A 25187-nucleotide genomic window follows, 5' to 3' on the forward strand; every position below is an offset into this window, starting at 1 on the left:
CGTAGAGGGCACGAACATTGGGACCACAGGCGAGAATTGGTGGAATCAGGAGTGGGACGACCCGGGTCAACGGTCCCAAGTCGCCCGCTGGTCCCCAGGGCCGTCGGCATGGGGAAGTCGCCGGCGAACCTTGCCGGGCGCCATCCAGCGTCCAGGAGTGCACTGGTGTCGTGAGCGACATCCTTGAGAACCCGTTCGTCATCCCACCCGGAACGGTGCAGCAGGGCCTGAAGCGCGTGCGCGCGTTCAGCCTGGGCGAGCTCGTGGTGGACTCCCGGGCGCCGCTGCTGGTGTGGGGGCGCCCGTTTGTCCCCGAGTACTTCTTCCCGGAGGCGGACCTGAAGGTCGAGCTCCGACCGGCCGGCGAGGGGCCGGCGTCCAAGGTTTTCGGCAGCAGCGAGCTCTTCGACGTCCTGGTCGGGGCCCGGGTCGTGTCGCGGGCGGCCCGCCGCCACGCTGAGTCGGGCGTCGCGGCCCTGCGCCACGCGTACGGGCTGACCTGGTCGGCGTTCGACACCTGGATGGAGGAGGACGAGGTCGTCTTCACCCACCCCCGCAGCCCCTATGTGCGTGTGGACGCCCTGTCCAGCAGCCGGCACGTCGTGGTGACGGTCGCCGGCGTCGTCATCGCCGACTCGCACCGCCCGGTCGTCCTGTACGAGACCGGGCTCGTGCCGCGCTACTACCTCCCGCAGGTCGACGTCCGCATGGACCTGCTGGTCCCCACCGCCACCGTCACGCATTGCCCCTACAAGGGGACCGCGACGTACTGGGACCTGGCGGTCGAGGGGGCCCCGATCCGTGACGGCGCGTGGTCCTACCGCACGCCCTTGCCCGAGTCGGCCAAGGTCGCCGGGCTGGTCGCGTTCTGGCCCGAGAAGAGCCCAGAGCTGCACATCACCGTCGACGGTCAGGAACCGGGCGCATAGCGCAGGCGGCGCGCAGGCGCACGGACCACGGTCGACGCCGGCCCGGGCGGGCAGGGTCCGGCGTCGTCCGCGGTGCGTCCGCGCGGGCGGCGGCGCCCAGTAATGCCAGGAGTGGTTGCTCAGAACACCCGGATGGCGATCTCCGCCGGCGCCTCGAGGAGCTTCGTGATCTCGTCGTCGAGCTTGACCAGGGTGAGCGAGGCGCCGGCCATCTCGAGGGAGGTGCAGTACTCCCCGACGTAGCTGCGCCGGACATTGATGCCCTGCGCCGCGAGCTTCTCGTGGGCGATGCCGTAGAGCAGGTACAGCTCGCTGAGGGGGGTACCGCCGAGCCCGTTGATCATCAGGGCGACGTCGTCGCCGGAGCTGTAGGGCAGGTCGGGGACCACGGCACCGAGGAACTCGTCGACGATCGCGTCCGCCGACATGATCTTCGCCCGGCGCCGCCCCGGCTCGCCGTGGATTCCGACGCCGATCTCGATCTCGTCGTCGCCGAGCTCGAACAGCGGCGCCCCCTTCGCCGGCGGCGTGCAGGCGGTCAGGGCGATGCCGAGGGTGCGGGTGACGGAGTTGACCTTCTCCCCGATGCGGACGACCTCGTCCAGGTCCGCCCCCGCCTCGGCGGCGGCGCCCACGGCCTTCATCACGAAGAAGTTCCCGGCGACCCCCCGGCGTCCGACGGTGTAGGTGGAGTCCTGCACGGCGACGTCGTCGTCGATGAAGAGGGTGCGCGCGGAGATCCCGTCGGCCTCGGCCAGCTCCTGGGCCATCTCGAAGGCCATCTTGTCGCCGGTGTAGTTGTTGACCAGCAGCAGCACGCCCTTGTCGGAAGCGAGCAGCTTCGCGGTCTCGTAGACGTAGTCCGACGGCGGCGCGGCGAAGACGTCCCCGGGGCAGGCGCCGTCGAGCATGCCTTTGCCCACGCTCATCACGTGGGCGGGCTCGTGGCCCGACCCCGAGCCTTGAACGATGGAGACCTTGTCGTGGCGCGGGGCGTCGGCCCGCATGATGAGGTTGTACTCGGGCACGTAGCGCAGGGTGTCCGGGTTGGCGAGCTCGATGCCCTTGAGCATCTGCGGGACGTAGTCCTTGGGGTCGTTGACGAACTTCTTCACGGCGTCCTCCACATCGTTGTGAACGGTCGGTGAGGTGAGGTCCGGCCCGGGGCCGGCGTCGGTGCCAGGGTGACAGGTTCAGGAGGCGGCGGGGGCGGAACCGTCCTGCCACCGGTTCGCGATCTCCTCCGCGAGCACGGCGATCGCGAGGGCCCCGGGGTCGGGCGAGCCGATGCTCCGCTCACCGGTGTAGGAGGCCCGGCCGCGCCTGGCCTGCAGCGTGCTGGTGGCCTCGGCGCTCTCGCGCGCCCGGGCCGCTGCGGCGTCGAGGGCCTCCTGCGTCTGGGTGCCCTGCTCGAAGAGGTCGGCCAGGGTGTCGGTCATCGGCACGAGCGCGTCGAGCAGGGTCTTCTCACCGAGGTCCGCGCCGCCGCGCGCCTTGATGCCGGTGATCGCGGCCCGGAGCATCTCGACGACGTCGGACCTGGCCAGCTCCGCCTTCCCCTTCGACGCCGCGCCCGCGCGCAGGAACGCCGTGCCCCAGATCGGCCCCGACGTCCCGCCCATGCGGCTGGAGATGGTCGTCGCGACCTTCTGCAGGAACACCCCGGCGTCGGTGCGGTCCAGGGTGTCCCACTGCTCGAGCACCTTCTCGAAGCCGCGGGCGAGGGAGTAGCCGAAGTCGCCGTCGCCGACCACGGAGTCGAGATCGCCGAAGTACTTCTCGTTCGCGACGATCGTCTCGGCGATGGTCCGCACGACGAACTCGGTGCGCTGCAGGGCTGCGGTCATCGGGGCGCCTTCCTTGTCCGGTCCAGGATCGTGCTCAGGTCGCTGAGGCGGACGCGGTCGCCCACCCCCAGGCCGAGGGGGTCGGCGAGCACCCGGGCGGGCTCGACGTCGTCGCCCAGGCAGGTGACGACCAGCGCGGCGCCGTCGAAGTCCTCCTCGGCGGTGTAGCTGCTCACCGTCACGACGGTGGCCAGCCCCGCGTCCAGCGAGGCGCGGAGGCCGTTCTCGCTGTCCTCGACGACGACGGCGTCGGCGGGGTCGAGGCCGAGCTCGTGCAGCGCGTGCAGGTAGATGTCCGGGGCGGGCTTCTTGCGGGGCACGATGTCACCGGCGAACACGGCGAAGTCCGCGGCCCGCGCGGCCCCGACGGCGTGCTCCAGCACGGCGCGCACGGACACCTCGGCGGAGGTGGAGGCGACCGCCAGGCCCCAGCCGGCGGCGGCCGCCTCCTCGGTGATCCGGGCGATCCCGGGGCGTGGCGGCATGATGCCGGCGCCGACCCGGGCGGTGTAGTGGGCCGTCTTGCGCTTGTGCCAGTCGGCGATCATCGTCCGCTGCGCCTCGGCGTCGGTGGGCAGGTGCGCCGCCGCGACGAGCTCGGGGGTGAGCAGGCTCGCCATGCGCTCCTTGCCGCCGCCGATCTTGACGCGCTCGGCGTACTCCTCCTCGGACCACCGCACCGGCAGCCCCACCTCGGCGAAGGTCTCGTTGAAGGCCGGCAGGTGGCCGAAACGCTCGGTGTCGGCCAGGACGCCGTCGCAGTCGAAGATCAGGGTGGGGGCCATCACTTCGCCCCTGCGCCGTCGGCGTGCCCGGTCGAGCCGAACACGTCGAAGTACCGGGCCACCTCGGTCGTCACGGCCGCGGAGATGTCCTTGAACATCGACGGCGGGTCCCACTTGTTGCGCTCCTCCGCGCGGCGCAGGTGCTCGAGGGCGGAGTGCATGTACGCCCGCTTCAGCCCGGTGGAGATGTTGATCTTGGAGACCCCGGCGTCGATGAACGTCCGGAAGTCCGCGTCGCTCAGGCCCGTGCCGCCGTGCAGCACGATCGGGCGGTCGGTGAGCCGGGCGAGCTCGCGGACCCGTTCCGGGAGCAGTACCGGGGCCTTCGTGTACTGTCCGTGGGCCGTACCGAGCTGGGGGGCGAGCAGGTCCGCGCCCGTGCGCTCGGCGATCTCGGCGAGCTGGTCCACGGAGTACGCGTGCACGGCGACGTCGGAGCCGACGCCGTCCTCGACGCCGACGATGTTCTCGATCTCCGACTCCACGTCGACGCCGGCCGCGTGGGCGAGGACGACCACCTCGCTGGTCTCCTGCTCGGCCTGGGCGAGGTCGCGGTCCGAGGCGTCGAAGAGGACCGAGGACCAGCCGGCCGCCACGACGTCGTCGATGACCTTGCGGTCGGGGCAGTGGTCCAGGTGCAGCGCGACTGGGACGGGCACCGACGACGCGGCGGCGGCAAAGGTTTTGGTCATCAGGTCGACGCCGATCGACCGCACCGTCTTGACCGAGACCTGGACGATCACCGGGGAGGCCTTCTCGACTGCGGCGTCGATCACCGCCCGCAGGCTCAGGTCGTCGAGGATGTTCACCGCGGGGATGGCGTAGCCGCCCTCCTGCCCCTTGCGGGTGAGCTCCAGCGTGGACGTGATCATGGTGGCCCCTCCCTGGTGCCGGGCGCGCCGGGCAGGCGGGGGCGGCTCCGGGCGCCTGAGGCGGACGGGTCCACCACCACGACTGTCCTCTCCGTCGACGGACATCGCTCTGCACGGATACGCGGTACGGCGACTCTAAGCAGGTCGGGCGGGCTCGTCCAGCGGTCTACGACTGGGTCATCGGCCGGGGCCCCGACGGCGGTGACGCGGTCGGACGTGTGGTCGCCACCGGGACCGCGGCCGAGGTCGCCACCGCCCCGGGCGGCGCCACCGCGCCGCGGCGGGCGCGCGGCTAGCTCGCGGCTGCGAGCTCCGACCGCGGGACGCTGGGGCGGGTGCCCTCGAGAACCGCCGCCTCGACGACGGCGGTGGCCTCGGGCGCGCCGATGCCCAGCACGAGGGCGAGCTCGGCGACGAACGGGGTGAGCGCGTCCCGGAGCATCGTCGTCTCGCCGAACGAGAGCCGCTTCTCCTGGTTCCACCGGGTGAGGTCCCGGATCAGGCCGGCGATGACGCGGATGTCGCCGGAGCGCAGGCGCTCGGCGTTCTTCTTCACGCGGCGGGACCACACCCCGTCCTTCTCTCCGCTCGGCGCAAGCAGGAGGTCGAAGACCTCGCGCAGACCGTCGGCATCGAGCAGCGGTCGCACACCGAGCTCCCGGGCCTGCTCCAGCGGCACTCCGACCGACAGGTCGGTGTTGTGTACGTCCAGCTTCAGATAACGCTGACGGCCCTTGCCGATTTTGCGGTCGAGGATCTGCGAGACGGTAGCCGGGCCGTGGTGGGGATGTACGAGAACCTGACCGGGAAAGTAATGCAACGCGTAAACCTTTCGACGAAACGCCGCCGGCTGCGCGCTCCAGAGGGGAGCGTCGCGCTCGGGTGGGCGTCCACCGGCGAGAGGCAGCCATGGCGGGCTGCCGAGTGCTTGTACCAGGTGCTGGGGAGTCCGGAGGGGCGATGCCTGTGCAGCGCGCGGAGATGGACTCGAAGCCGTCCGGTGGAGTGTCCGACCCTGGCGAGCCGGTCGGGCCATGCTCTCAGATAACGCTGGTAAATTCCAGAGGGGCCTTGGCAGTCGCGAGCGATGCCCGATTTTCCAGAAATTCATGCGGCTCCTTTTGAGCATGTCAGGCGCGACGTCACGGAGCAATTTCTCGTTGGCCACTCGGCGTCAACCGTCGCCCTACCTGCGCAAACGCCTGGATCCGCGAGTCCGCGGGGCAAGCCACCTCGCGCTCGATGCGGAGCCTCGGTCATCAGCGCGGTCCTCGTGGGACTGCCGGCCTCTCGGTGCGTCGGATGATGATCCGGGTCGCGAGCAGCGCGACGCAGGCGCTCAGGGCAGCGGTGCCGAGGCGCAGCCATGCCGGCCACCGGCCGCGATCGACCTCGCCGGCCTCGCGGACCTGCAGGTCCGGCAGCAGGGCAGTCGCCAGCTGGAAGTTGCCCACCCCGTAGTTCCCGCCTCCCGGTACCGCGCTGAGTCGGCGCGGCTCGCCGCCGTCGAGAGGCACGGCGGTCAGCCAGTACAGCGCGGTGTCTGCCTCCGGATCCCCGGGCGTCGGGTAGTTGTCGAGGACGATCACCTCGTCGGTGTCGGTCCATCCCAGCAGGCCATGCGATCCGACCAACCCGGTCGGGAGGGCGGGTGGCACCGCGTCCCCGCCGCCCGCGACATCGACGAACACAGTGTCGTCCTGCTGGTCCAGGCACCTCTGCCAGGGGACCTCGTCCCACCCGTTGATCTGGTCGTCGCACTCCGTCGACTGCCTGCGGGTCGCCAGCAACGTGCCGTCGGGGGACCAGGCGGCGGGGCCGGACAGGTACCGGTCGGACGGCAGCTCGATCTGCCGGCGGACCGTGCCGTCCAGGGCCACGATGTCGACCGTGCCGCCGCCCAGCCGCGGGATGCCCCAGTCTTCCGCGGTGCCGTCGGGCTCGATGCGGTGGATCGCCATCTGTGTGCCGTCCGGCGAGAACGCCACGGCCCGGACGTCGGGCGGACCAGGAAGGATGCTCGCCGTGCCGGCGCGTGCGTCCAGCACACCGACGTCGCCGGTGATTGCGGTGCCCGTGTACGGATTGCTCGGTTCCGCCGTGGTCAGGTAGGCGAGCAGCGTCGAGTCGGGCGACCAGGCCAGCGGGATGGCGCTGCGCCCGCCGGGCACCGGGTGCACCTTCACGCGCCCAGACGTCGGGTCCAGCACGGCAACGTCCGGTGCGGAGCTGGCGTAGTCCCCGACGGCGATGCGGGTCCCGTCCGGGGACAGCAGCATGGGAGCGGCGTCACCCTGGGTCTCTGGACCGCCCCGGGCCTCCGCCACGCCCACCCGGCGGTAGACGTCGCCGTCGGCGCCGAGCATGACCGCCTGGGGGAAGTCCATGAACTCCACGCCGAAGCCATGCTGGTAGAGGGCCACCGCGCGCCCGGGCGGCGAGGCCGACACGTCACCGGTGAGGTACGAGTAGTCCGCCAACCGTGCCGGCACGCTCGCCGGGCGGCCCCCGGCGGACGCTGGCGCCTTGCCGGGGAGGAAGGCCACAGCCAGAGCCACCGCGAGCACCGCGATGCCGATTGCCGGCGGCAACCACCGTGTTGCCCTCATGCGCGGAAGATAGCAACGCCGCGGGTGCCGCAGGGGCGTGATGAGCGTCAGCTAAGGGCCTCGCGCGGCACGGGCGGTCAGGCCCCGAACGCCTCCTCGACGGCGAAGAAGTCCAGCAGGACCGGCGCCAGCACCTCGGGATCGACGCGGTGCGTCTGGCCCTCGAGCGTGCGGCGCTGCCCGAGCGGCAGCGCATCGGCGACCGCCTGGGCCGCCCGATGCATCCACGCCGGGCTCGCTCCGCCGTCGAGCACGAGCGTGCGCACGTGCACGTCGCCGAACAACCGGGGTGGGAAGGTGTCGCCGCGGGTGCTCTCCGCCATGATCGTCGCGTCGTAGGGCAGGGTGTGGGCCAGGGCCTCGCCAACCTCCCACAGTGGCGAGCGGCGGAGCTGGTCGAGCGCGTCGGCGGGCATCGCGGCGGCCTCGGTGAAGAACAGGGCGACGGCGTCGCCGCGGCGACCGGCCCGCAGCAGAGAGGTCAGCCGGTCGAGGTAGTCGGGCGGCACCGGCGGGCGGGACTCGTCGACGATGTACGGCGGTTCGTACAGCGCCAGGTGCGTGATCGGGACGCCCTCGGCGGCCGCCTCGAGCGCGAGAGCGGCGCCCGAGGAGTAGCCGAGCACCCGGGCGCTGCCGCCGACCGCCTCCACCACCGCCGCGAGGTCCTCCACCTCGCGGGCGACCGCATAGGGGTCGGTGTCACCGCTGTCCCCGCGGCCGCGCCGGTCGTAGCTGACCGCGGCGACCGGCCCGGCCAGCTGCGACGCCAGCGGCGCCGCGGTCTCGCGGCTGCTCAGCGCCCCGCCGACAAGGACCACCGCCGGCCCCTCGCCGGTGCGCTCGTACGCGATGACCGTGCCGTCCCTCGAGACCACGGTGTCCACGGTGCCGCCTCCCCGCGCTCGCCCCGCCACGTCTAGGGTGCGGACGTGCTCGCGGTGCGGTCAACACCGTGGCCGACGGCGGTTGGCCGGCGGTTTAGGGTCGAGACCTCACAACCTCACCTCCCGGGACGTCTGCCCACCGTGAAGCCCTTCGAGCGCGTCGTCGACGAGCACGGCCCCACCGTGCTGCGGGTGTGCCGTGCGCTCCTCGGGCCCACCGACGCCGACGACGCGTGGTCGGAGACCTTTCTGGCCGCGCTGCGCGCCTACCCGGAGCTGCCCGCGGACGCGAACGTCGAGGCCTGGCTCGTGACGATCGCCAGGCGCAAGGCCCTCGACCAGCTTCGCGCCCGGCGCCGCCGCGCCGTGCCGGTGCCCGAGCTGCCGGAGACCGCCGTCGACGGGCACCAGCCCGCGGACGAGGACCTGTGGCGGGCCCTGCGCGCGCTGACCACCCGCCAGCGCGAGGCCATCGCCTACCACCACCTCGTCGGCCTGCCCTACGCCGACGTCGCCGCGCTGGTCGGCGGGTCGGCCGACGCCGCCCGCCGCGCCGCCGCGGACGGCATGCGGACCCTGCGGACCCTGCTCAAGGAGCGGCCATGACCACCGACCCGCTGCGCCCGCTCGACACCGTCAGCGGTGCCGACCTGGACCGGCTCCGCGCTCGGCTCGTCGACGCCGCCGCCACCGGCGGCGTGCTCGACGTCGCCTACCGCACCCTCGACACCCCCGTCGGCCCGCTCCTGCTGGCCGCCACCGACCGGGGGCTGGTGCGGATCGCCTTCGCCAGCGAGGACCACGACGCCGTGCTGGTCCGCCTCGCCGAGCGCATCAGCCCGCGGATCCTCCGCGCCCCCGCCCGGCTCGACGACGCCGCCCGCCAGCTCGCGGAGTACTTCGCGGGTCGGCGCCGCAGCTTCGACCTCCCGGTCGACCTGCGCCTGGCGGGCGGGTTCCGCCGCGAGGTCCTCGACCAGCTGCCTCACATCCCGTTCGGGCGCACCGCCAGCTACGCCGAGGTCGCCGCGGCCACCGGCCGGCCCCGCGCGGTGCGCGCCGTGGGCACCGCCTGCGCCACGAACCCGGTGCCGCTGGTGGTGCCGTGCCACCGGGTGCTCCGCTCGGACGGCGCCCTCGGCGGGTACCTGGGCGGCCCGGAGGTCAAGCGCCGCCTCCTGCAGCTCGAGGGCGCCGCATGAGCATGTCGGGGGTCCCTGGCAGGGTGGGCGCATGACGCAGACCTCCGGCGCCGGCTCGGCCGCCGCCGCGCCTACCGCACCGGTTGCCTCCTCGACGCCGGGAGCGGGCGCCGCCCCGGTGAGCGACGGCGTCGTCGTCGGGCCCGACGGCCTGGCCCGGCCCGGCTGGGCGGCCACCGACCCGCTGCTGCGCACCTACTACGACACCGAGTGGGGCCTGCCGATCCGGGACGAGCAGGGCGTGTACGAGCGGGTCTGCCTGGAGGGCTTCCAGGCCGGGCTGTCCTGGGCGACCGTGCTGCGCAAGCGCCCGGCCCTGCGGGAGGTCTTCCGCGGCTTCGATCCCGACGAGGTGGCCCGGTTCGACGACGACGACGCCGCGCGGCTGCTCGCCGACCCCCGCATCATCCGCAACCGCGCCAAGATCCGCGCCACCATCACCAACGCCCGCGCCACGATCGCGCTGCGCGCCGAGGGCGGGCTCGCGGCGCTGGTGTGGTCCTTCCAGCCGGCGACCACGCCGGCGCCGCGCACGCCGGCCGAGATCGCGGCCACGAGCGAGGAGTCGGTGGCGCTCTCCCGCGAGCTGCGCCGACGCGGCTTCGCCTTCGTCGGGCCGACCACGATGTTCGCCCTGATGGAGGCGATCGGCATGGTCGATACCCACCTGGTCGGCTCCCACCGGCGCGGCAGCTCGGGCCTGTGGGCGGCCGACGGCACGCGCCGGTGAGCGGCAGGGCCGGGGCGGCCACCGGAGCCGGCGTGAGCGTCCGGATCGCTCTGCACCCGCCCTTCGCCGTCGCCCCGGTGCTGGCGGCGCTGGCCGCCCACGCCGTGCCGGGCGTGGAGCGGGCCGAGCCGGAGGCGGCGCGCCACACCCGCACCGTGCCGGCCCCGCACGGCCCCGCCGTCGTCACTGTGCGCCTGGCCGACGACCACGTCGCGGCCACCGTCCACGCGCACCCCGGCGACGAGGCCGAGGTGGTCGCCCTGGTGCGCCGCTGGCTCGACCTCGAGGTCGACCCGGCGGCGGTCGCCGACGTCCTCGGCGCCGACCCGCTGCTCGGCCCGCTCGTCGCCGCCCGGCCGGGGCTGCGGGTGCTGGGGCACGTGGACGGCTTCGAGGCGGCCGCCGTGACCGTCCTGGGCCAGCAGGTCTCGCTCGCCGCCGCCCGGACCTTCGCCGGCCGGCTCGTGGCCGCCCACGGCGGCGCCGCGCCGCTGGGTCTGCGCGCCTTCCCGCGGCCGGCCGTGATCGCGGGAGCCGCCCCGGAGGAGCTTCGCGCGGCGGTCGGGATCACCCGGGCTCGGGCCAGGACGCTGATCGCCCTGGCCGAGGCGTGCGCCGACGGGCTGGACCTCCGGCCCGGGCAGGACCCGGCCTCCGTGCGGCGTCGGTTGCTGGCCCTCCCGGGGATCGGCCCGTGGACCGCGGACTACCTCGCCCTGCGGGCGCTGGGGGACCGGGACGCCTTCCCCGCCACCGACCTCGTCCTGCGGCGGGCGCTCGGGAACCCCGCCCCGGCGGCCGCTCTCGCCCAGGCCGAGCCGTGGCGGCCGCTGCGGGCCTACGCCGTCACGCACCTGTGGACGGCGCACGCCTACGTGTGACGGGGCGCACGCCTACGTGTGACGGGGCGCACGCCTACGTCTGACGGGCTCGGTGTGGGGGAGCGGGCTCGCCGGGAGCCGACGCCGCCTCAGGCCGCGGCGCCCACCCCACGCAGCTGGACGTCGACGAGCGTGCCCACGTAGTCCCGGATCCCGGCCCGCAGATCGTCGGCGCTCCTCGGCGAGCTGAAGAGCACGTGGACGAGCACGGCACCCTCGATGGCGTCCAGCAGCTGGTCCACCGGGGTCTGCGGGGGCAGCTCGCCGCTTCCGCAGGCCTGCTGGATCCGGTCGTGCAGGCTCAGTAACCCGCGGCTGATGCTTCGCTGACGGATCTCGTCGAACTCGGCCGGGTTGGCCTGGGCGGCGGAGTAGAGATGGGTGAGAGCGCGTCCGTGCTCGCCCAGGTACAGCTCGGCGCGCGCGACCGCGTGGCCGACGAGGTACTCGCGGATGGTGAGGTTCTCGCTCTCGTCCGGCACGACCAGGTGTTCCTCGAGGTCGTGCAGGGCGTCCATGAGGAGGTCCCGCTTGTCCTTCCACCGCAGGTAGATCGAGGACTTGCCGATGCCGGCGTGGGTGGCGACACCGTCGAGGCTGAGCCCGGCCCAGCCCCTCTGGCCGAACAGCTCGAGCACGGCGCGGTACGCGCGGGCCTCTGTGTCCGCGTGCCGCGGGCGCCCCGGCCCCCGTCGCATGGGGGGCTGCTCAGGCGCGGGCGTCTGCTGCTGCGACATCAGTCAGGTCCCTTTCCTCGACGGGTTGCCAGGAGGCTACCTGCGGGGCATGGGGCCCGGGGCGACATCACGACGACATTCGCAGATGAAAAGGCGCCGCCGACGAAGCGGGCTCGTCTGGCGGGCAGGCGAGCGGCAGACGGGAGGGCAGGCCACCAGGCCTGCCCTCCCGACGGGAGTCGTCAGCGCGCCGCCGGAGAAACCACGAGCAGCCACTGCTCGGGCCGCAGCTCGGCGGTCGTGTCCGCCGTCGCGCCCCGCTCCGCCCGCGCCAGCTCCTGGCACAGGGCGATGGCCGAGGTGAGCAGCTCGCGCAAGCGGTCGTCCGCATCGCCGACGCACGCCGTGGCGATGCCCGGCACCGCGAAGTCGAGGATGACCGGACCGGGGTGGTAGCGCACCGGACCGATGACGCCGTGGGCGATGAAGTCGCGGGCCCACCGCGCCGCGAGCGGCACATCGGCCAGCGCCCGTTCCGTCTCCGGTCGCAGCGTGCCGGGCTCCCGGCCGTCGCCGTCGGCGAGCATGCGGTCGACGCTGAGGATGCCCACGGCCAGGGCCCGCTGGGTCTCCTCGGCCACCACCGGCAGCGCCGTGGTCGCGGTGAGCAGGGCGATCTCGTGGTTCCAGCGCGGGTCCTTGCTCGTCAGGCCGATCACCGAGGGGATGAGCGGAGCGAGCTTCGGGCGCGAACGGTCGGAGGTGCAGTCGTTGACCAGCCGCGCGAGATGCGCCAGAAGGGGATGGGTGCACGCCGGGCGGTCGCTCCACCGCTCGCCGGCGAGGAAGGACGCCAGCTCCATGAAGCACGCGCCGCGTCGTGGGTTCCGGTGCTTCCCGCGGGAGAGCATCGGGAGCATGTCTGGCTGATCGGTCCTCATCATCACGATCTCACCGGCCTCGGCACTGGGGGTGATGCGCTCCTGACCCCGTCAAGTCTGCGCCTGGCGCCGGGGCCGTGCAACGGGTGACGCCGAGTTGGGCGGACGAAATCGGGCGTCACCCGGGGTGTTGCCTTGACCGGGGCGGGGCGAGGGCATGACCGCCGGCCGGCTGCTCAGCAGTGCGCGGCGGCGACGGCGAGGAGCAGGGCCCGCGCGAAGTTCTCCTCGCGCTCCTGGGCGCTCATGTCCTGGGAGTGGTCGAGCAGGTGGTCGGAGATGGTGAGGACGGCCAGCGCCTCGCGGTCGTGCTGGGCGGCCACGGCGTACAGCGCCGCAGCCTCCATCTCCACCGCCAGCGTGCCGTAGTCCGCGAGGGCCTGGATCTGCTCCGGCGGATTGCCGTAGAAGTGGTCGCGGGAGACGACGGGGGCGACGTGGACGTTCGTCGCGTCCCCGGCGGCAGCGACCGCGGCGGCGACCAGCGGGTAGGACGCGACCGCGGAGAAGTGGATCCCGGGGATCCGGCTGGTGTTCATCGCCGAGTCGGTGTGGGCGCCGAGGGCGATGACGACGTCGCCCACGGTGACCTTGGGTGCCAGGCCGCCGGCGGTGCCCACGCGGATGATGCGTCGGACGTCGTACTCGGCGAAGAGCTCGTTGGCGTAGATGCCGATGGACGGCATCCCCATGCCCGAGGCCATGACGGACAGCGGCTTCCCGTTCACGGTGCCGGTGTAGGCGCCGATCCCGCGCACGTCCGAGACCTTCCGCGCGTCGGGCATGAGCAGGCTCGCGATGCGCTCGGCGCGCCGCGGGTCCCCGGGCATGAGGACGGCGGGGGCGAAGTCGCCCTTCTCGGCGGCGATGTGCGGGGTGGCCATGGGGCTCCTTCGGTCGGGTGCGCCGGCGGCCCGCGAGGACCGCGCGGAGGGCGTGCCGCTCGGGCGGCGCCGACCATCGTCCCACGTCGGAACGGACGCGGGCGGGACCACGGCCTCGGGCCGACAGACGGACGCGGGCGCGCCACGGCCCGGCGGAGCGGGGGCTCCGCCGGGCCGTCGATGGCGCCGCGCCGCGCGGGGTCGCTACTGCGTGACGGGGGCGCGCTCCTCGGTCGCCGGTGCCGGCTCCGCCGCCCGGGACTCCTCGTCCGACATGTGCTGGCACAGCGTGATGGCGTCGGTGAGCAGCTCGTAGAGGATCCGGTCGGCGTCGGCGCCGCGGGAGTGGGCGATGGCCGGGACGGCGTACTCGAGGATCGCCGGCCCGGGGTGCCGGGTGACGTGGTCGGGACCCATCTGCCGGGCGAACTCCTGGGCCCACCCGGCCGCGGCGGGGTCGTGGCCGAGCGCGTTCTCGCTGCCGGGGCGCAGCGTCCCCACGGCCCGGCCCTCGTTGAGGGCGAGGAGTCGCTCGCAGGCGAGGATGCCGACGGCCACCGTGGGCCGGCGCAGCGCGGAGGCGTACGGCAGGGCCCGGGTGGCCACGAGCAGGGCGATCTCGTGGTCCCAGCGCCGGTCGCTGCTCCTGAGCCCGATCACCGAGGGCACCAGCGGGGCGAGCCGCTGCCGGCCGGCGTCGCTGGTGAAGTCGTTGACCAGCCGCGCGAGGTGCGCGAGCAGCGGATGCGTGCACGCCGGGTGGTCGCTCCACCGCTCCCCGGCCAGCACAGATGCCATCTCCATGAAGCACGCGCCACGGCGCGGGCTGCGGTGCTTGCCCCGGCCGAGAACGGGAAGGAAGTCAGTCTGGTCGCTTCGCATGTCGACCTCACTCGCAGGGTGGTCCATCAGGGGTACAGGAAGTGTGTTCCGCGGCACAGCAACGTGCAACGGGGACGTACCCGTCCGATGTCCCCCGGCTCCGGGGGCCCCTGGCCGGGTGCCCGGCGGGTGCGTGCTGGGGTGCACTGCTCGGTGCCCGGCGGCGCGTGCCGGGCGCGCTGCTCAGTGCCCGGCGGCGCGTGCTGCGCGCGGCTCAGTGCCCGGCGGCGAGGGGCTCGCGGACGCCGCCCCGGCTCGGGCCCGCGATTGCGGACGGTCGTGACTGCCTTCACAGTGTGCCGGTGACCACAACCACCCAGGCCCCCGAGCGGGAGCAGTGGTCGGGCCAGCTCGGGTTCCTCCTCTCGGCGATCGGCTCGGCCGTCGGCCTCGGCAACATCTGGCGGTTCCCCGGCGTGGCGTACGAGAACGGCGGCGGGGCGTTCCTCATCCCGTACCTCGTCGCCCTGCTCACCGCCGGCATCCCGATCCTGCTGCTCGACTACTCCCTCGGGCACCGCTTCCGCGGCTCCGCCCCGGCCGCGTTCCGGCGCCTGGGCCGGCGGTTCGAGGCGCTCGGATGGTTCCAGGTGGCCATCGCGTTCGTCATCGCCACCTACTACACGGTCATCCTCGTGTGGGCGATCCGCTACGTCGGCTTCTCGGTGACCCAGGCGTGGGGGAGCGACCCGGCGGGGTTCTTCGTCGGCGACTTCCTCCAGGACGCCGGGCCCACGCTGAGCACCGACGTCGTCGGCGGGATCTTCTGGCCCATGGTGGCCGTCTGGGCGGTCACCCTCGTCGTGCTCGCCCTCGGGGTCCAGCGCGGCCTGGAGCGGGCGAACAAGGTCATGCTGCCGCTGCTCGTCGTGCTCTTCACCCTGCTGGTCGTGCGCGCCCTGTTCCTGCCCGGCGCCGTGGACGGGCTGGACGCCTTCTTCACGCCCAGCTGGAGCGCCCTGGCCGACCCGGGGGTGTGGATCGCGGCCTACAGCCAGATCTTCTTCTCGCTGTCCATCGGCTTCGGCATCATGCTCACCTACTCGAGCTACCTGCGCCGCCGCGCGAACCTCGTGCCGACGTCGTACGTCGCGGCGTTCGCCAACTCCTCCTTCGAGGTCCTGGCGGGCCTCGGCGTCTTCGCCACGCTGGGGTTCATGGCCCACCAGCAGGGCGTGGCGGTGGGCGAGCTCGAGGGGATCAGCGGCGTCATCCTCAGCTTCGTCACCTTCCCGCAGGTCATCTCGATGATGCCGGCCGGCCCGGTGTTCGGGATCCTCTTCTTCGTCTCCCTCACGCTGGCCGGGTTCACCTCGCTCATCTCGATCCTGCAGGTCGTCTCGGCCGCCTTCCAGGAGAAGTTCGACCTCGGTCGGGCGCGGGGGGTCGGCGTCGTCGGCGGGCTGTGCGCGCTGATCTCCCTGGCCCTGTACTCGACGACGTCCGGCCTGGCGATGCTCGACACGGCGGACAAGTACGCCAACGAGGTGGGCGTCATCGGCTCGGCCATCACCATGTGCCTCGTGGTGGCCTACGGGGCCCGCCGGCTGCCGGAGCTGCAGGCCCACCTCAACTGGGTCTCCACCGCCCGCGTGGGGCGCTGGTGGCGGGTGCTCGTCGGCGCCGTCGTCCCGCTCGCGCTCACGCTGATGCTCGTCACCAGCCTCGCCGACCTCGTCACCGAGCCCTACGGCGGGTACCCGTGGGCGTTCGTCAACGCGGTGGGCTGGGGCGTGGCCGGCGGCGCGCTCCTCGCGGCGCTCGCCCTCGCCGCCCTGCGCTGGCGCCGCCCGGTGGACGACTTCGCGCCCGAGCCGGTGCCGGCGGAGGCGGTCCGATGAGCGCGGCCGCCCTCGTCATGCTGGTCGTCGCGCTGCTGGTGGTCTGGGGCGGGCTGGGCGCCGCCGTCGGCTTCCTCCTGCGGCACCCGCTGCCCGACGACGACGTCGACCGCGTCCTCGGCGAGGAGGGCGCGGACGCGCCGCAGCGGTGAGACCGAGACGCCGGTGCCACGAGCACCAGGATGCGCCGGAGCGGTGAGATGACCCACAACCGGACGGGGTGCGTCCGTCCGTGACGGGTGCCCACCGGTCGCGCGCGGACGAACGACGGCGGGGACAAGTTCCCGGGACCTGTCGCCGTTCGCTTCGCATGCGCGGCCGAGCGGGCGTTCCGTAACCTTAGGTGGTGCATCTACGGGGAAACGCCAGCTTCCGCTACCGCGACAGCGCCATCGTGGCGCTCGCCCACATCGAGGCGCCGGTGGTCGTGACGTCCGCCGAGTTCGAGGAGCGGCTGGCCCCCACCCGCAAGAAGCTGCGCCTGCCCGACCACCTCCTCGAGCGGGTCTCCGGGGTGCGGGAACGGCGCTGGTGGCGGCCGGGCACCGCGTTCGAGGACATGGCCGCGGAGGCCGGCAGCAAGGCGCTGGCCGAGGCCGGGGTGGACCCGGGCGAGGTCGGGCTGCTCATCAACACCTCGGTCTCGCGCAGCACCCTCGAGCCGTCCGTGGCGGTGCGCATCCACGACCGGATGGGGTTGCCGTCGTCGGCGCTGAACTTCGACATCACCAACGCCTGCGTGGGCTTCGTCAACGGCCTGCAGATGGCCGCGGCCATGGTCGACGCCGGGCAGGTCGCCTACGCCGTCATCGTCAACGGCGAGGACGTGCGGCCCACCCAGGAGGACACCCTCGCCCGGCTCCTGGCCGACGGAGTGACCCGCCGGGACTACGCCGACCAGTTCGCCTCCCTCACCCTCGGTGACGGCGCCGCGGCCGCCGTGGTCGGCCGGGCCTCGCACCGCCCGGACGGCCACCGCATCGTCGGGTCGGTCTCCCGCGCCGGCACGGAGCACCACGACCTGTGCGTGGGCAGCTTCGGGAAGATGACCACCGACACCAAGAACCTCCTGCGCCACGGGCTCGCGCTCGTCACCGACGCCTGGCACGAGGCCGAGGCGGACGGGTGGAACTTCGCCGGCATGGACCGCTACGTCACCCACCAGATCTCCACCCCCTACACCCACGCCATCGTCGAGGCCGTGGACCTGGACCCCGCGGCGGTGCCGATCACCTTCGACCGGTGGGGCAACGTCGGCCCGGCCTCCATCGCGATGACCCTGTCCGAGCAGGCCGAGTCCCTCAGCGCCGGGGACCGGGTGATGTGCCTGGGCGTGGGCTCCGGGCTCAACACCGCCATCCTGGAGCTCGCCTGGTGACCGCCATGACGGGGCGGCCGGCGCCCGAGGCCTGGCCCGGCGTGGACCCGGCCTGGTCCCGGGAGGTGGTGGCGGGCGGGCATCGCTGGCACTACCTCGACAACCTCAGCTCCCTGGGCGGCGCCGAGCCCCGCGGGACGCTGCTGTGCGTCCACGGCAACCCCACGTGGGCCTACCTGTGGCGCTCGGTGCTCGCGGCCGGCGCGGCCGCCGGGTGGCGCGCGGTCGCCGTCGACCAGCTCGAGATGGGCTACTCCGAGCGCACCGGCGTCACCCACCGGCTCGCGGACCGGGTGCGCGAGCTGGGCGAGCTCACCGACGTGCTCGGCCTGTCCGGACCGCTGTGGGACGGCCGGCCGGTGGTGACCGTGGGGCACGACTGGGGCGGCATCGTCTCGCTCGGCTGGGCCGTGGACCATCCGCGCGAGCTGGCCGCGGTGGTGCTCACCAACACCGCCGTCCACCACGCGGCCCGCACCAAGGTGCCCTACCTCCTGCGGCTGGCGCGCAGCCGCCGGGTGCACGGCCCGGCCACCGAGGCGACCCCCACCTTCCTCGAGGTGACCCTCGCGCTGGCGCGCCCGGCGCTGGCCCCGGAGGTCAAGGCCGCCTACCGGGCCCCCTACCGCAGCGCCGCCGGCCGGGCGGGCATCGCCGCGTTCGTCGAGGACATCCCCGTCGACGCCGCCCACCCCAGCCACGCCGAGCTCGAGCGCATCGCCGCCGGCACCCGGGGGCTGCGCGTGCCCGCGCTGGTCATGTGGGGCCCGCGCGACCCCGTCTTCTACGAGCGCTACCTCCGCGATCTGCTCGACCGGCTCCCGCACGCCGACGTCCACCGGTTCGAGGGGGCCGGGCACCTCGTGGTGGAGGACGCCGCGGTCGCCGGCACCCTCGTGCACTGGCTGGAGCGGCGGAGGGTGGGACGGCCCGCGGCCGAGCGCGACCGCCCGGCCGGCGGCGCAGCGGTAGGGGGCCCGGATGGGGGCGCGGAGGAGCCGCGCGACCACCCTGCCCGCCCGGCCGCGCCGGCGGGGGAGTACCGCCCCCTGTACGCCGCCCTGGAGGAGCAGGCCGACTCGCCCGTCACCGCCGTCGTCGCGCTCTCCGGCGCGGGGCGCTCGGAGCTGAGCTGGGCCGAGCTCGCCGCCCGCGTCCGCCACCTCGCCCTCGGCCTGGCCGACGCCGGCGTGCGCCCGGGGCAGCGGGTCAGCCTGCTCGTCCCGCCCGGCGTGGACCTCACCACGGCCCTGTTCGCGTGCCTGCGCCTCGGCGCCGTCGTCGTCCTCGCCGACGCCGGCCTCGGGCTGAAGGGGCTGACCCGGGCGGTGCGCGGCGCCGCCCCCGACCACATCATCGGGATCGAGAAGGCCCTCGTCGCCGCCCGCCTGCTGGGCTGGCCGGGGCGGAAGTTCATCGCGGTGCCCGGCGGGCACGACGTCGGCTACACCCCGCCGCGCACCGCTCACACCCGCCGGCGCACCTTCCGGATCTTCGGCAGCATCCGCGAGCTCCTCGCCCGCGGCGCGGTCCTCGACGACGCCGGCGGCCAGCTGCCGCCCGAGCCGGACCCGGACGCCGACGCGACGATCCTCTTCACCTCCGGCTCCACCGGCCCGGCCAAGGGCGTGGTGTACACCCACCGCCGCCTCGCCGGCATGCGCGACGTCGTCGCCGCCACCTACGGCCTGTCGCCCGAGCGGAGCTTCGTCGCCGGCTTCGCGCCGTTCGCGCTGCTGGGCACGGCCACCGGCGCCACGAGCGCCACCCCGGACATGGACGTCACCAGCCCGGCCACCCTCACCGCGGCGGCCCTGGGCGACGCGGCGGCCGCGATCGACGCCTACGCCGTCTTCGCCTCCCCGTCGGCGCTGGCCAACGTCGTGCGCACCGCCGACGCGCTGTCGCCGGCGCAGCGCGCGGCGCTGGCCCGGGTGCGTCTGTTCCTCTCCGCCGGCGCGCCGATCGCCTCCGAACGCCTGGCGCGGGCCCGCACCGTCATGCCGGCCGCCGAGCTGCACACCCCGTACGGGATGACCGAGGTGCTGCCGGTGACCGACGTCTCGCTGGAGCAGGTGGAGGCGGCCGAGGCCGACGCGCGGGCGGGCGCTGTCGCCGGCGCGGGCGGCGGGAGCTGCGTGGGCACGCCGGTGGCCGGCGTCCGCGTCCGCATCGTGCCCCTCGACGACCAGGGGCAGGCGACCGGCCGGCCCACCGACGAGGCCGGGATCACCGGCGAGGTGCTCGTCACCGCGCCGCACCTGAAGGACCGCTACGACCGGCTCTGGGCGACCCAGGACGCCTCGGCCACCTGGCCCGGCTGGCACCGCACCGGCGACGTCGGCCACCTCGACGCGGCCGGCCGGCTGTGGATCGAGGGGCGGGTCTCGCACGTCATCGTCACCCCCGACGGCGTCGTCACCCCGGTCCAGCTCGAGAACGACGTGCTCGCCCTGCCCGCGGTGCGGCGCGCGGCGGTGGTCGGCGTCGGTCCGGTGGGCGCCCAGCAGGTGGTCGTGGTCGTCGAGACCGACCCCGAGATGGACCCGGGCGCCCGGCACCGGCCGGCGCTGGCGCCCGCGGGGCTCGCCCGCGCCGTGCGGTCGGTCGCGGCGGTGCCCGTCGCGGCGGTGCTGCGCCTCCCCGAGGTGCCCACCGACGTGCGGCACAACTCCAAGGTCGAGCGCGCGCGGATCGCCGCCTGGGCGGCGCGCTTCCTCGCCGGGCTGCGGGCGGGCCGGCCGTGAGGGTGCTCGTGACCGGTGCGAGCGGCATGCTCGGCCGGGAGGTGGCGACGGCGCTGCTCGCCCGCGGCGACGAGGTGACCACCCTGCAGCGGCGCCCCTCCGGCGTCGCCGGCGCGCGGGACGTGTGCGGCGCCGTCGACGACGCCGGCGTGGTGACGGCGGCGGTTCGCGGTCAGGACGCCGTCGTGCACCTGGCCGCGAAGGTGTCCTTCGCCGGCCCGTTCGCCGAGTTCGAGCGCACCAACGTCGAGGGCACCCGGATGCTGCTCGAGGCCGCCCGGGCCGCCGGCGCCGGGCGGTTCGTGTTCGTCTCCTCGCCCTCGGTCGCACACACCGGCGCCTCGATCGTGGGCGAGGGTGCCGGGCCCGCCCAGCCCGGGCTCGCCCGGGGGAGCTATGCGCGCACCAAGGCGGCCGCCGAGCTGCTCGCCCTCGGTGCCGACGCGCCCGGCTTCGCCGTCGTGGCCGTCCGGCCGCACATCGTGTGGGGGCCGGGGGACACCCAGCTGGTCCAGCGGGTGGTCGACCGGGCCCGCGCGGGCCGGCTGCCCCGGCTGGATGCCGGCGCGGCGCTCATCGACACCACCTACGTCGACAACGCCGTCGGCGCGCTCGTCGCCGCGCTGGACCGGGCGGAGGTGGCGCACGGGGAGGCGTTCGTCGTGACCAACGGCGAGCCGCGGCCGGTGTTCGAGCTCGTCGCGGCGATGTGCCGAGCCGGCGGCGTGCCGGCGCCGCGCTGGGCGGTGCCCGGCGCAGTGGCCCGGGCGGCGGGGGGCGTCATCGAGAAGGTGTGGGCGGTGCGGCCCGGCCGGGACGAGCCGCCCATGACCCGCTTCCTCGCCGAGCAGCTCTCCACCGCGCACTGGTTCGATCTGCGCCGCACCCGCGAGGCGCTGGGCTGGCGGCCCACGGTCCCCCTGGACGAGGGGTTCGCGCGGCTGGCGGAGTACTACGGCACACGCTGACCGGCCGGGCGCTGGCGAAACGCCGTCGGTGGTGCGGGCGTCCCGGCGGGTCAGAACTCCTCGTGGGTGTCGGGGTCGCCGCCGAGGCGCCCGCCGGCCATGGCGCTGATGCGCTCCATCTCCGGCTCACGCAGGTTGAACCTGAAGATGTCGAAGTTCTCCTGCTGCCGCCGCGGGTCGGAGGACTTCGGGATCGGCACCGTCCCGAGCTGGTGGAGCCAGCGGAGGATCACCTGCGCCGGCGTGACACCGTGGAAGCCCGCCGCCTCCACCACCGCAGGCGCGTCGAGGAGGCGGCCCTTGCCCAGCGGCCGCCAGGACTGGGTGACGATCCCGCGCTCGGCGTCCACCCGCCGCATCTCGTCCTGCGGGAAGCCGGGGTGCAGCTCGATCTGGTTGACCGACGGCGCCACCCCGGTCTCGCCGATGATGCGGTCGAGGTGCTCGGCGGTGAAGTTGGAGACGCCGATCGAGCGCACGAGCCCGTCCTCGCGCAGCTTGATCATCGCCCTCCAGGTCTCCACGTACGTGTCCTGGCGGGGCAGCGGCCAGTGGATGAGGTAGAGGTTGACGTACTCCACGCCGAGGTCGCGGCGGGTGGTCTCGAACGCCCGCAGCGTCTCCTCGTAGCCCTGGTCGCGTCCGCGCAGCTTGCTCGTGACGATGATCTCTCCTCGCGCAGCACCCCCGACTCGGCGATGCCGCGACCCACGCCCGCCTCGTTGCCGTACGAGGCGGCGGTGTCGATGAGCCGGTAGCCCGTCCTGATGCCCTCGGCGACGGCGGTGGCCGCCTCGTCGTCGGACATGGCCCAGGTGCCCAGGCCGATGGCGGGCAGGGCGTAGCCGTCGTTGAGCGTGAACCGGGGCACAGTCATGGCCCACATTGTGCCCGGCGGGGCGGCGGACTCGCCGGTCCTCACGCCCCGGAACGCCGTGGACGGGGACTCTGGCGGGCATAATCGCTCGAACAGCACGCCGCCCCGGCGTGCCCGCACCGCCGGGTGCGGCCGCCGAGCAGGAGACCGAGACGTGACGGATCCGCGACTGATCGCCTTCGACCTCGACGACACCCTGGCGCCGTCGAAGTCCCCGATGCCGGCCCGCATGGGGGCCGCCCTCGCCGCGCTGCTCGACTCGCTGCCGGTGTGCATCATCTCCGGCGGCCACTTCGGCCAGTTCCGCGACCAGGTGCTCGCCCACCTGCCGGCGACGGCGGAGCAGCTGGCCCGCCTGCACCTCATGCCCACCTGCGGCACCCGCTACCTGCGCTTCGAGGCCGGGGAGTGGCGCCAGGTCTACGCCCACGACCTCACCGACGACGAGCGCGGCCGCGCGGTGGCCGCCGTCGAGGGCGAGGCCCGGCGCCTGGGCCTGTGGGAGGCGCAGACCTGGGGCGACATCCTCGAGGACCGCGGCTCGCAGATCACCTTCTCCGCCCTCGGCCAGCAGGCCCCGCTCGCGGCCAAGAAGGCGTGGGACCCCACCGGCGCGAAGAAGGGCGCCCTGCGCGACGCCGTCGCCGCCCTGCTGCCCGGGCTCGAGGTCCGCTCGGGCGGGTCGACGTCGGTGGACATCACCCGCAAGGGCGTGGACAAGGCCTACGGCATGGAGCGCCTGAGCGAGCAGACCGGCATCGACGTCGCGGACATGCTCTTCGTGGGCGACCGGCTCGACGAGGGCGGCAACGACTACCCCGTGGTGCGCCTGGGCATGCCGACCCACGCCGTCGCCGACTGGGAGGACACCGCCGCGCTGGTCGAGCGGATCGTCGCCGGGCTGGCGGTCACCCGGGCCTGACCCGGGGGCCGCTCAGAGCGCCGCGACCGCCTCGCGCAGCCAGGCCAGGCGCGGCACGCCCTCGACGCGGTGACGCACCCGCCCCGCGCCGTCGAGCACCAGCACGGTCGGGGTGCTGCGGATCGCCAGGGCCGCGGCGAGCCGTTCGTGACCGGCAACGTCGACGTCGACGTGCCGCACCCCTTCGGCCGTCTCGGCGACCCGCGCGGCCACCACCCGCGCGGCCGCGCACGGGGCGCAGAACGCGCTCGACACCTGCAGCAGCGTCGCCCGCTGCCCGAGGCGGTCGGCGGGCAGGCCGAGGTCGGCCGCGGTGAGCGGGGCGCCGTCGGGCGTGGGCACGGACATGGTCCGATTGTCGCGCGCCGGCCGCGGGCCGGCCGTGTGGGCTTCGTCATGAAGGCCCCGCCCCGGGTGGGAGGCACCACGCTGCGCCCACAGCGCCGCGGGGACGGGGCGTCGTTACCCTGAACGGGTACAAGCACCCGAGGACGAGGAGCGTGCAGGTGACCGAGCGGGTGGGAGACCGGTGGACGGACGCCCGCACTTCGATCCGCACGCTGGCCTGGCCGACGGCGGCGCGCGCCAGCGCCGCGATCGGGGTCCCGCTCACCGCGCTGACGCTCCTGGGGCACCACGAGGTCGGTCTCATGGCGAGCACCGGGGCCTTCACCGTGCTCTACGGCGCCGGCCGGCCCATGCGCTACCGCTGGCGGATGCTGGTCGTCGTCGCGCTCGGCTTCGTCCTCTGCTCCGCCCTCGGGGCGCTGACGGCGGGCATCGGCTGGGCGGCGATCCTGCTGCTGACGGTGATCGGTGCGGTGGCCACGTACGCCACGCTGGCACTGCGCTCTGGCCCGCCCGGGGCGTTCTTCTTCGTCATGGTGGCCGGCGTGGCCGGGTTCGTCCCGGCGCAGGGCACGGTGCCGCCGACCCTGATGATCGCCGCCACCGCGATCGGCGCGGCGTGCGCGGTCCCCATCGCCATGGCCGACCTGCTGCTCGACCGGGCCGCCCCGCAGGTCAAGGCGGTGCGCCAGGCGCGGGCCGCCGTCGAGCGCTACCTCGCCTCCGACCGGTACGGCGCCGAGGCGGCGCGGCTGTCCGCCGAGGCCGCCGGAGCGCTGCACCGCGCCTGGGGCGTGCTGTGGGACGCCGGCGACACCACCTCGCGCCGGCCCGAGGCGCTGGCCCGGGCCGCGGAGCTGTCGACCCTGCACCAGGCCTACGCCTCGCACATGCTACCGGGCAGCTCGCCGGACCCCGACCTCGCCGCCGACCGCACCGAGACCCCGCTCGGGCTGCCGACCACCTGGCTGATGCTCCGGCGCGCGCTGCACACCCCGACGGTGCCGGTCGACGCCGCCGGGCGCGTGGCGCTGGGCATCGTCGTCTCCGGGCTGATCGCGCTGACCCTCGGCACGGACCACATGTACTGGGCGATGATGGTCTCCGCCCTCGTCCTCCACCAGGGGCTCGACCGGCGCCGCTCGCTCATCCGGGCACGCAACCGGTTCATCGGCACGGTGGTGGGGCTGGGGATCTTCGCGGCCATCACGGCCGCGGGACCGAGCGAATGGGTGACGGTCGCCATCCTCATCGTGCTCCAGGGCTCGATCGAGCTGGCCGTGCCGCGCAACTACGCGGTCGCGGTCTCGTTGATCACCCCGCTGGCGTTGACGATCGCCACCGGCGGGGCCAGCAACGGGGTCTTCCCCGTCGTCACCGAGCGCCTGCTCGACACGGTCGTGGGGCTGGCGGTGGCGGTGGTGGTGCTGCTGGTCGTGGCCCGCGGCAGCGCCATGCCGATGGTGCGCAACTACGTCGGGCGCGTGCTCGCCTCGTGCGGCAACGCGCTGGAGCACATCGGCGCCGGGACCATCACGGGTTCGGCGGGGGCCGCCGCGCAGCTCGAGCTCGCGCTGGACATGCAGGATCTGTCCCTGGTCGCCGGCCGCGCGCTCACCGACGATCCCGAGGGCATGGCCACCTGGGCCGAGCCCCGCGAGTCGACGGCGTGGCTGGGGCTGACGGTGCTCGCCCGCTGCGCCCGCGCCAGCGGCCCGGCCGACGGCGTGGGCGGGGCGACGTGGGCCTGCTGGGCGCTGGGGGCCTCGGCCGAGCGGGGCGTGCCGCCCGACCCCATCGCCCTGGGCAACCTGCGCGCCGTCATCCGCTGACGCGGTCACTCGCTGCGGCCGTTGTCTGGGTGGGCCTCGGCCGATCGGCCGGGCGCCGTCCTCGCCGCGCCGGCGCTCTTTGGGGGTGACCGTCCGGAGTCCGGGTCGCACGGCGCAGTGAGGCGGACCACCTCCGCCGGGAATCGGG

24 protein-coding genes and 1 pseudogene are annotated in these 25187 nt (G+C 74.3%); 12 read left to right on the forward strand and 13 right to left on the reverse strand.

Features of this window, described 5'->3' with window-relative positions; translation table 11 throughout:
* The first annotated feature begins 170 nt into the window (after positions 1-170).
* Complete coding sequence (locus tag GD880_RS06740) at positions 171-929, forward strand: DUF427 domain-containing protein (protein ID WP_226909439.1); 759 nt, start codon at positions 171-173, stop codon at positions 927-929.
* A gap of 119 nt (positions 930-1048) precedes the next feature.
* Here the strand turns inward: GD880_RS06740 and dhaK are convergent, their stop codons facing one another.
* From dhaK to GD880_RS06775, 7 genes are all read right to left on the reverse strand, one after another.
* Positions 1049-2044, reverse strand: a complete 996-nt coding sequence (gene dhaK / locus GD880_RS06745; protein WP_152230871.1) for a dihydroxyacetone kinase subunit DhaK — start codon at positions 2042-2044, stop codon at positions 1049-1051.
* A gap of 78 nt (positions 2045-2122) precedes the next feature.
* Positions 2123-2776, reverse strand: a complete 654-nt coding sequence (gene dhaL / locus GD880_RS06750) for a dihydroxyacetone kinase subunit DhaL (RefSeq protein ID WP_152230872.1) — start codon at positions 2774-2776, stop codon at positions 2123-2125.
* Complete coding sequence (locus GD880_RS06755) at positions 2773-3561, reverse strand: HAD-IA family hydrolase (protein WP_152230873.1); 789 nt, start codon at positions 3559-3561, stop codon at positions 2773-2775. Before GD880_RS06755 ends, dhaL begins: the two co-directional genes overlap by 4 nt.
* Complete coding sequence (locus GD880_RS06760) at positions 3561-4433, reverse strand: class II fructose-bisphosphate aldolase (RefSeq protein ID WP_152230874.1); 873 nt, start codon at positions 4431-4433, stop codon at positions 3561-3563. The genes GD880_RS06755 and GD880_RS06760 overlap by 1 nt, the downstream gene beginning before the upstream one ends.
* A 292-nt stretch (positions 4434-4725) precedes the next feature.
* Positions 4726-5253: a CarD family transcriptional regulator gene (locus GD880_RS20290; RefSeq protein WP_193314393.1), complete on the reverse strand. Its 528-nt coding sequence runs from the start codon at positions 5251-5253 to the stop codon at positions 4726-4728.
* Between the two features lie 439 nt (positions 5254-5692).
* Positions 5693-7042 carry a WD40 repeat domain-containing protein gene (locus tag GD880_RS06770; protein ID WP_152230876.1) on the reverse strand — a complete coding sequence of 450 codons (1350 nt, stop codon included), beginning with the start codon at positions 7040-7042 and terminating at the stop codon, positions 5693-5695.
* Between the two features lie 77 nt (positions 7043-7119).
* Positions 7120-7929, reverse strand: a complete 810-nt coding sequence (locus GD880_RS06775) for an alpha/beta fold hydrolase (protein ID WP_152230877.1) — start codon at positions 7927-7929, stop codon at positions 7120-7122.
* 141 nt (positions 7930-8070) lie between these two features.
* Here GD880_RS06775 and GD880_RS06780 point away from each other — a divergent pair, with 141 nt between their 5' ends.
* Genes GD880_RS06780 through GD880_RS06795 form a run of 4 tightly spaced genes read left to right on the forward strand, consistent with a single transcriptional unit; the run spans position 8071 to position 10742 of the window.
* Positions 8071-8535, forward strand: coding sequence for an RNA polymerase sigma factor (locus GD880_RS06780; protein WP_152230878.1), 465 nt, complete (start codon positions 8071-8073; stop codon positions 8533-8535).
* The gene (locus GD880_RS06785) at positions 8532-9131 is read left to right on the forward strand and encodes a methylated-DNA--[protein]-cysteine S-methyltransferase (protein WP_152230879.1); all 600 of its coding nucleotides are present in this window, start codon (positions 8532-8534) and stop codon (positions 9129-9131) included. Before GD880_RS06780 ends, GD880_RS06785 begins: the two co-directional genes overlap by 4 nt.
* A 31-nt stretch (positions 9132-9162) precedes the next feature.
* Complete coding sequence (locus tag GD880_RS06790; RefSeq protein ID WP_152230880.1) at positions 9163-9861, forward strand: DNA-3-methyladenine glycosylase I; 699 nt, start codon at positions 9163-9165, stop codon at positions 9859-9861.
* 32 nt (positions 9862-9893) lie between these two features.
* On the forward strand, positions 9894-10742 hold the full coding sequence (locus GD880_RS06795) for a DNA-3-methyladenine glycosylase family protein (RefSeq protein WP_152230881.1): 849 nt from the start codon (positions 9894-9896) through the stop codon (positions 10740-10742).
* An 89-nt stretch (positions 10743-10831) separates the two neighbouring features.
* On the opposite strand, the gene GD880_RS06800 is transcribed toward GD880_RS06795, so the two are convergent.
* The 4 genes from GD880_RS06800 to GD880_RS06815 form a co-directional block, all read right to left on the reverse strand.
* Complete coding sequence (locus GD880_RS06800) at positions 10832-11440, reverse strand: TetR/AcrR family transcriptional regulator (RefSeq protein ID WP_193314394.1); 609 nt, start codon at positions 11438-11440, stop codon at positions 10832-10834.
* 221 nt (positions 11441-11661) lie between these two features.
* Positions 11662-12360 carry a hypothetical protein gene (locus GD880_RS06805; RefSeq protein WP_226909440.1) on the reverse strand — a complete coding sequence of 233 codons (699 nt, stop codon included), beginning with the start codon at positions 12358-12360 and terminating at the stop codon, positions 11662-11664.
* A 176-nt stretch (positions 12361-12536) separates the two neighbouring features.
* Complete coding sequence (gene deoD / locus GD880_RS06810) at positions 12537-13244, reverse strand: purine-nucleoside phosphorylase (RefSeq protein ID WP_152230883.1); 708 nt, start codon at positions 13242-13244, stop codon at positions 12537-12539.
* A 204-nt stretch (positions 13245-13448) separates the two neighbouring features.
* A complete protein-coding gene (locus tag GD880_RS06815; RefSeq protein WP_152230884.1) occupies positions 13449-14126 on the reverse strand; it encodes a hypothetical protein in 678 nt (225 codons plus the stop codon).
* 302 nt (positions 14127-14428) lie between these two features.
* On the opposite strand from GD880_RS06815, the gene GD880_RS06820 reads away from it, so the two are divergent.
* The 5 genes from GD880_RS06820 to GD880_RS06840 all read left to right on the forward strand — a co-directional run bounded on the left by GD880_RS06820 (position 14429) and on the right by GD880_RS06840 (position 21060).
* Complete coding sequence (locus GD880_RS06820) at positions 14429-15967, forward strand: sodium-dependent transporter (RefSeq protein ID WP_152230885.1); 1539 nt, start codon at positions 14429-14431, stop codon at positions 15965-15967.
* Positions 15964-16119, forward strand: a complete 156-nt coding sequence (locus tag GD880_RS06825; RefSeq protein WP_152230886.1) for a methionine/alanine import family NSS transporter small subunit — start codon at positions 15964-15966, stop codon at positions 16117-16119. Before GD880_RS06820 ends, GD880_RS06825 begins: the two co-directional genes overlap by 4 nt.
* Positions 16120-16313: 194 nt before the next feature.
* On the forward strand, positions 16314-17345 hold the full coding sequence (locus tag GD880_RS06830; RefSeq protein ID WP_152230887.1) for a 3-oxoacyl-ACP synthase III: 1032 nt from the start codon (positions 16314-16316) through the stop codon (positions 17343-17345).
* Positions 17346-17350: 5 nt separating this feature from the next.
* Positions 17351-20092 carry an alpha/beta fold hydrolase gene (locus tag GD880_RS06835; RefSeq protein ID WP_152231035.1) on the forward strand — a complete coding sequence of 914 codons (2742 nt, stop codon included), beginning with the start codon at positions 17351-17353 and terminating at the stop codon, positions 20090-20092.
* Entirely contained in the window at positions 20089-21060 is a 972-nt protein-coding gene (locus tag GD880_RS06840) for an NAD-dependent epimerase/dehydratase family protein (protein WP_152230888.1), read from the forward strand. Before GD880_RS06835 ends, GD880_RS06840 begins: the two co-directional genes overlap by 4 nt.
* Before the next feature lie 50 nt (positions 21061-21110).
* Here the strand turns inward: GD880_RS06840 and GD880_RS21160 are convergent.
* Positions 21111-21937, reverse strand: a pseudogene (locus GD880_RS21160) (aldo/keto reductase).
* 154 nt (positions 21938-22091) lie between these two features.
* On the opposite strand from GD880_RS21160, the gene GD880_RS06850 reads away from it, so the two are divergent.
* On the forward strand, positions 22092-22859 hold the full coding sequence (locus GD880_RS06850) for an HAD-IIB family hydrolase (protein WP_226909441.1): 768 nt from the start codon (positions 22092-22094) through the stop codon (positions 22857-22859).
* A 12-nt stretch (positions 22860-22871) separates the two neighbouring features.
* Here the strand turns inward: GD880_RS06850 and GD880_RS06855 are convergent, their stop codons facing one another.
* Positions 22872-23207: a TlpA family protein disulfide reductase gene (locus GD880_RS06855; protein ID WP_152230890.1), complete on the reverse strand. Its 336-nt coding sequence runs from the start codon at positions 23205-23207 to the stop codon at positions 22872-22874.
* 158 nt (positions 23208-23365) lie between these two features.
* Between GD880_RS06855 and GD880_RS06860 the strand changes: the two genes are divergently transcribed.
* Entirely contained in the window at positions 23366-25039 is a 1674-nt protein-coding gene (locus GD880_RS06860) for an FUSC family protein (protein WP_152230891.1), read from the forward strand.
* Positions 25040-25187: the final 148 nt, after the last annotated feature.

Origin of the sequence: Georgenia ruanii, from assembly GCF_009193175.1 — a bacterium.
GTDB classification, from domain to species: Bacteria; Actinomycetota; Actinomycetes; order Actinomycetales; family Actinomycetaceae; genus Georgenia; species Georgenia ruanii.

Coding starts and splice junctions, on each gene's coding strand:
- GD880_RS06815 (WP_152230884.1), bottom strand. CDS start 14,126: ATGCGAAGCGACCAGACTGACTTCCTTCCCGTTCTCGGCCGGGGCAAG.
- GD880_RS06755 (WP_152230873.1), bottom strand. CDS start 3,561: ATGGCCCCCACCCTGATCTTCGACTGCGACGGCGTCCTGGCCGACACC.
- GD880_RS06825 (WP_152230886.1), top strand. CDS start 15,964: ATGAGCGCGGCCGCCCTCGTCATGCTGGTCGTCGCGCTGCTGGTGGTC.
- GD880_RS06805 (WP_226909440.1), bottom strand. CDS start 12,360: ATGAGGACCGATCAGCCAGACATGCTCCCGATGCTCTCCCGCGGGAAG.
- GD880_RS06855 (WP_152230890.1), bottom strand. CDS start 23,207: ATGTCCGTGCCCACGCCCGACGGCGCCCCGCTCACCGCGGCCGACCTC.
- GD880_RS06770 (WP_152230876.1), bottom strand. CDS start 7,042: ATGAGGGCAACACGGTGGTTGCCGCCGGCAATCGGCATCGCGGTGCTC.
- dhaL (WP_152230872.1), bottom strand. CDS start 2,776: ATGACCGCAGCCCTGCAGCGCACCGAGTTCGTCGTGCGGACCATCGCC.
- GD880_RS06760 (WP_152230874.1), bottom strand. CDS start 4,433: ATGATCACGTCCACGCTGGAGCTCACCCGCAAGGGGCAGGAGGGCGGC.
- deoD (WP_152230883.1), bottom strand. CDS start 13,244: ATGGCCACCCCGCACATCGCCGCCGAGAAGGGCGACTTCGCCCCCGCC.
- GD880_RS06800 (WP_193314394.1), bottom strand. CDS start 11,440: ATGCGACGGGGGCCGGGGCGCCCGCGGCACGCGGACACAGAGGCCCGC.
- GD880_RS06790 (WP_152230880.1), top strand. CDS start 9,163: ATGACGCAGACCTCCGGCGCCGGCTCGGCCGCCGCCGCGCCTACCGCA.
- GD880_RS06835 (WP_152231035.1), top strand. CDS start 17,351: ATGACGGGGCGGCCGGCGCCCGAGGCCTGGCCCGGCGTGGACCCGGCC.
- GD880_RS06785 (WP_152230879.1), top strand. CDS start 8,532: ATGACCACCGACCCGCTGCGCCCGCTCGACACCGTCAGCGGTGCCGAC.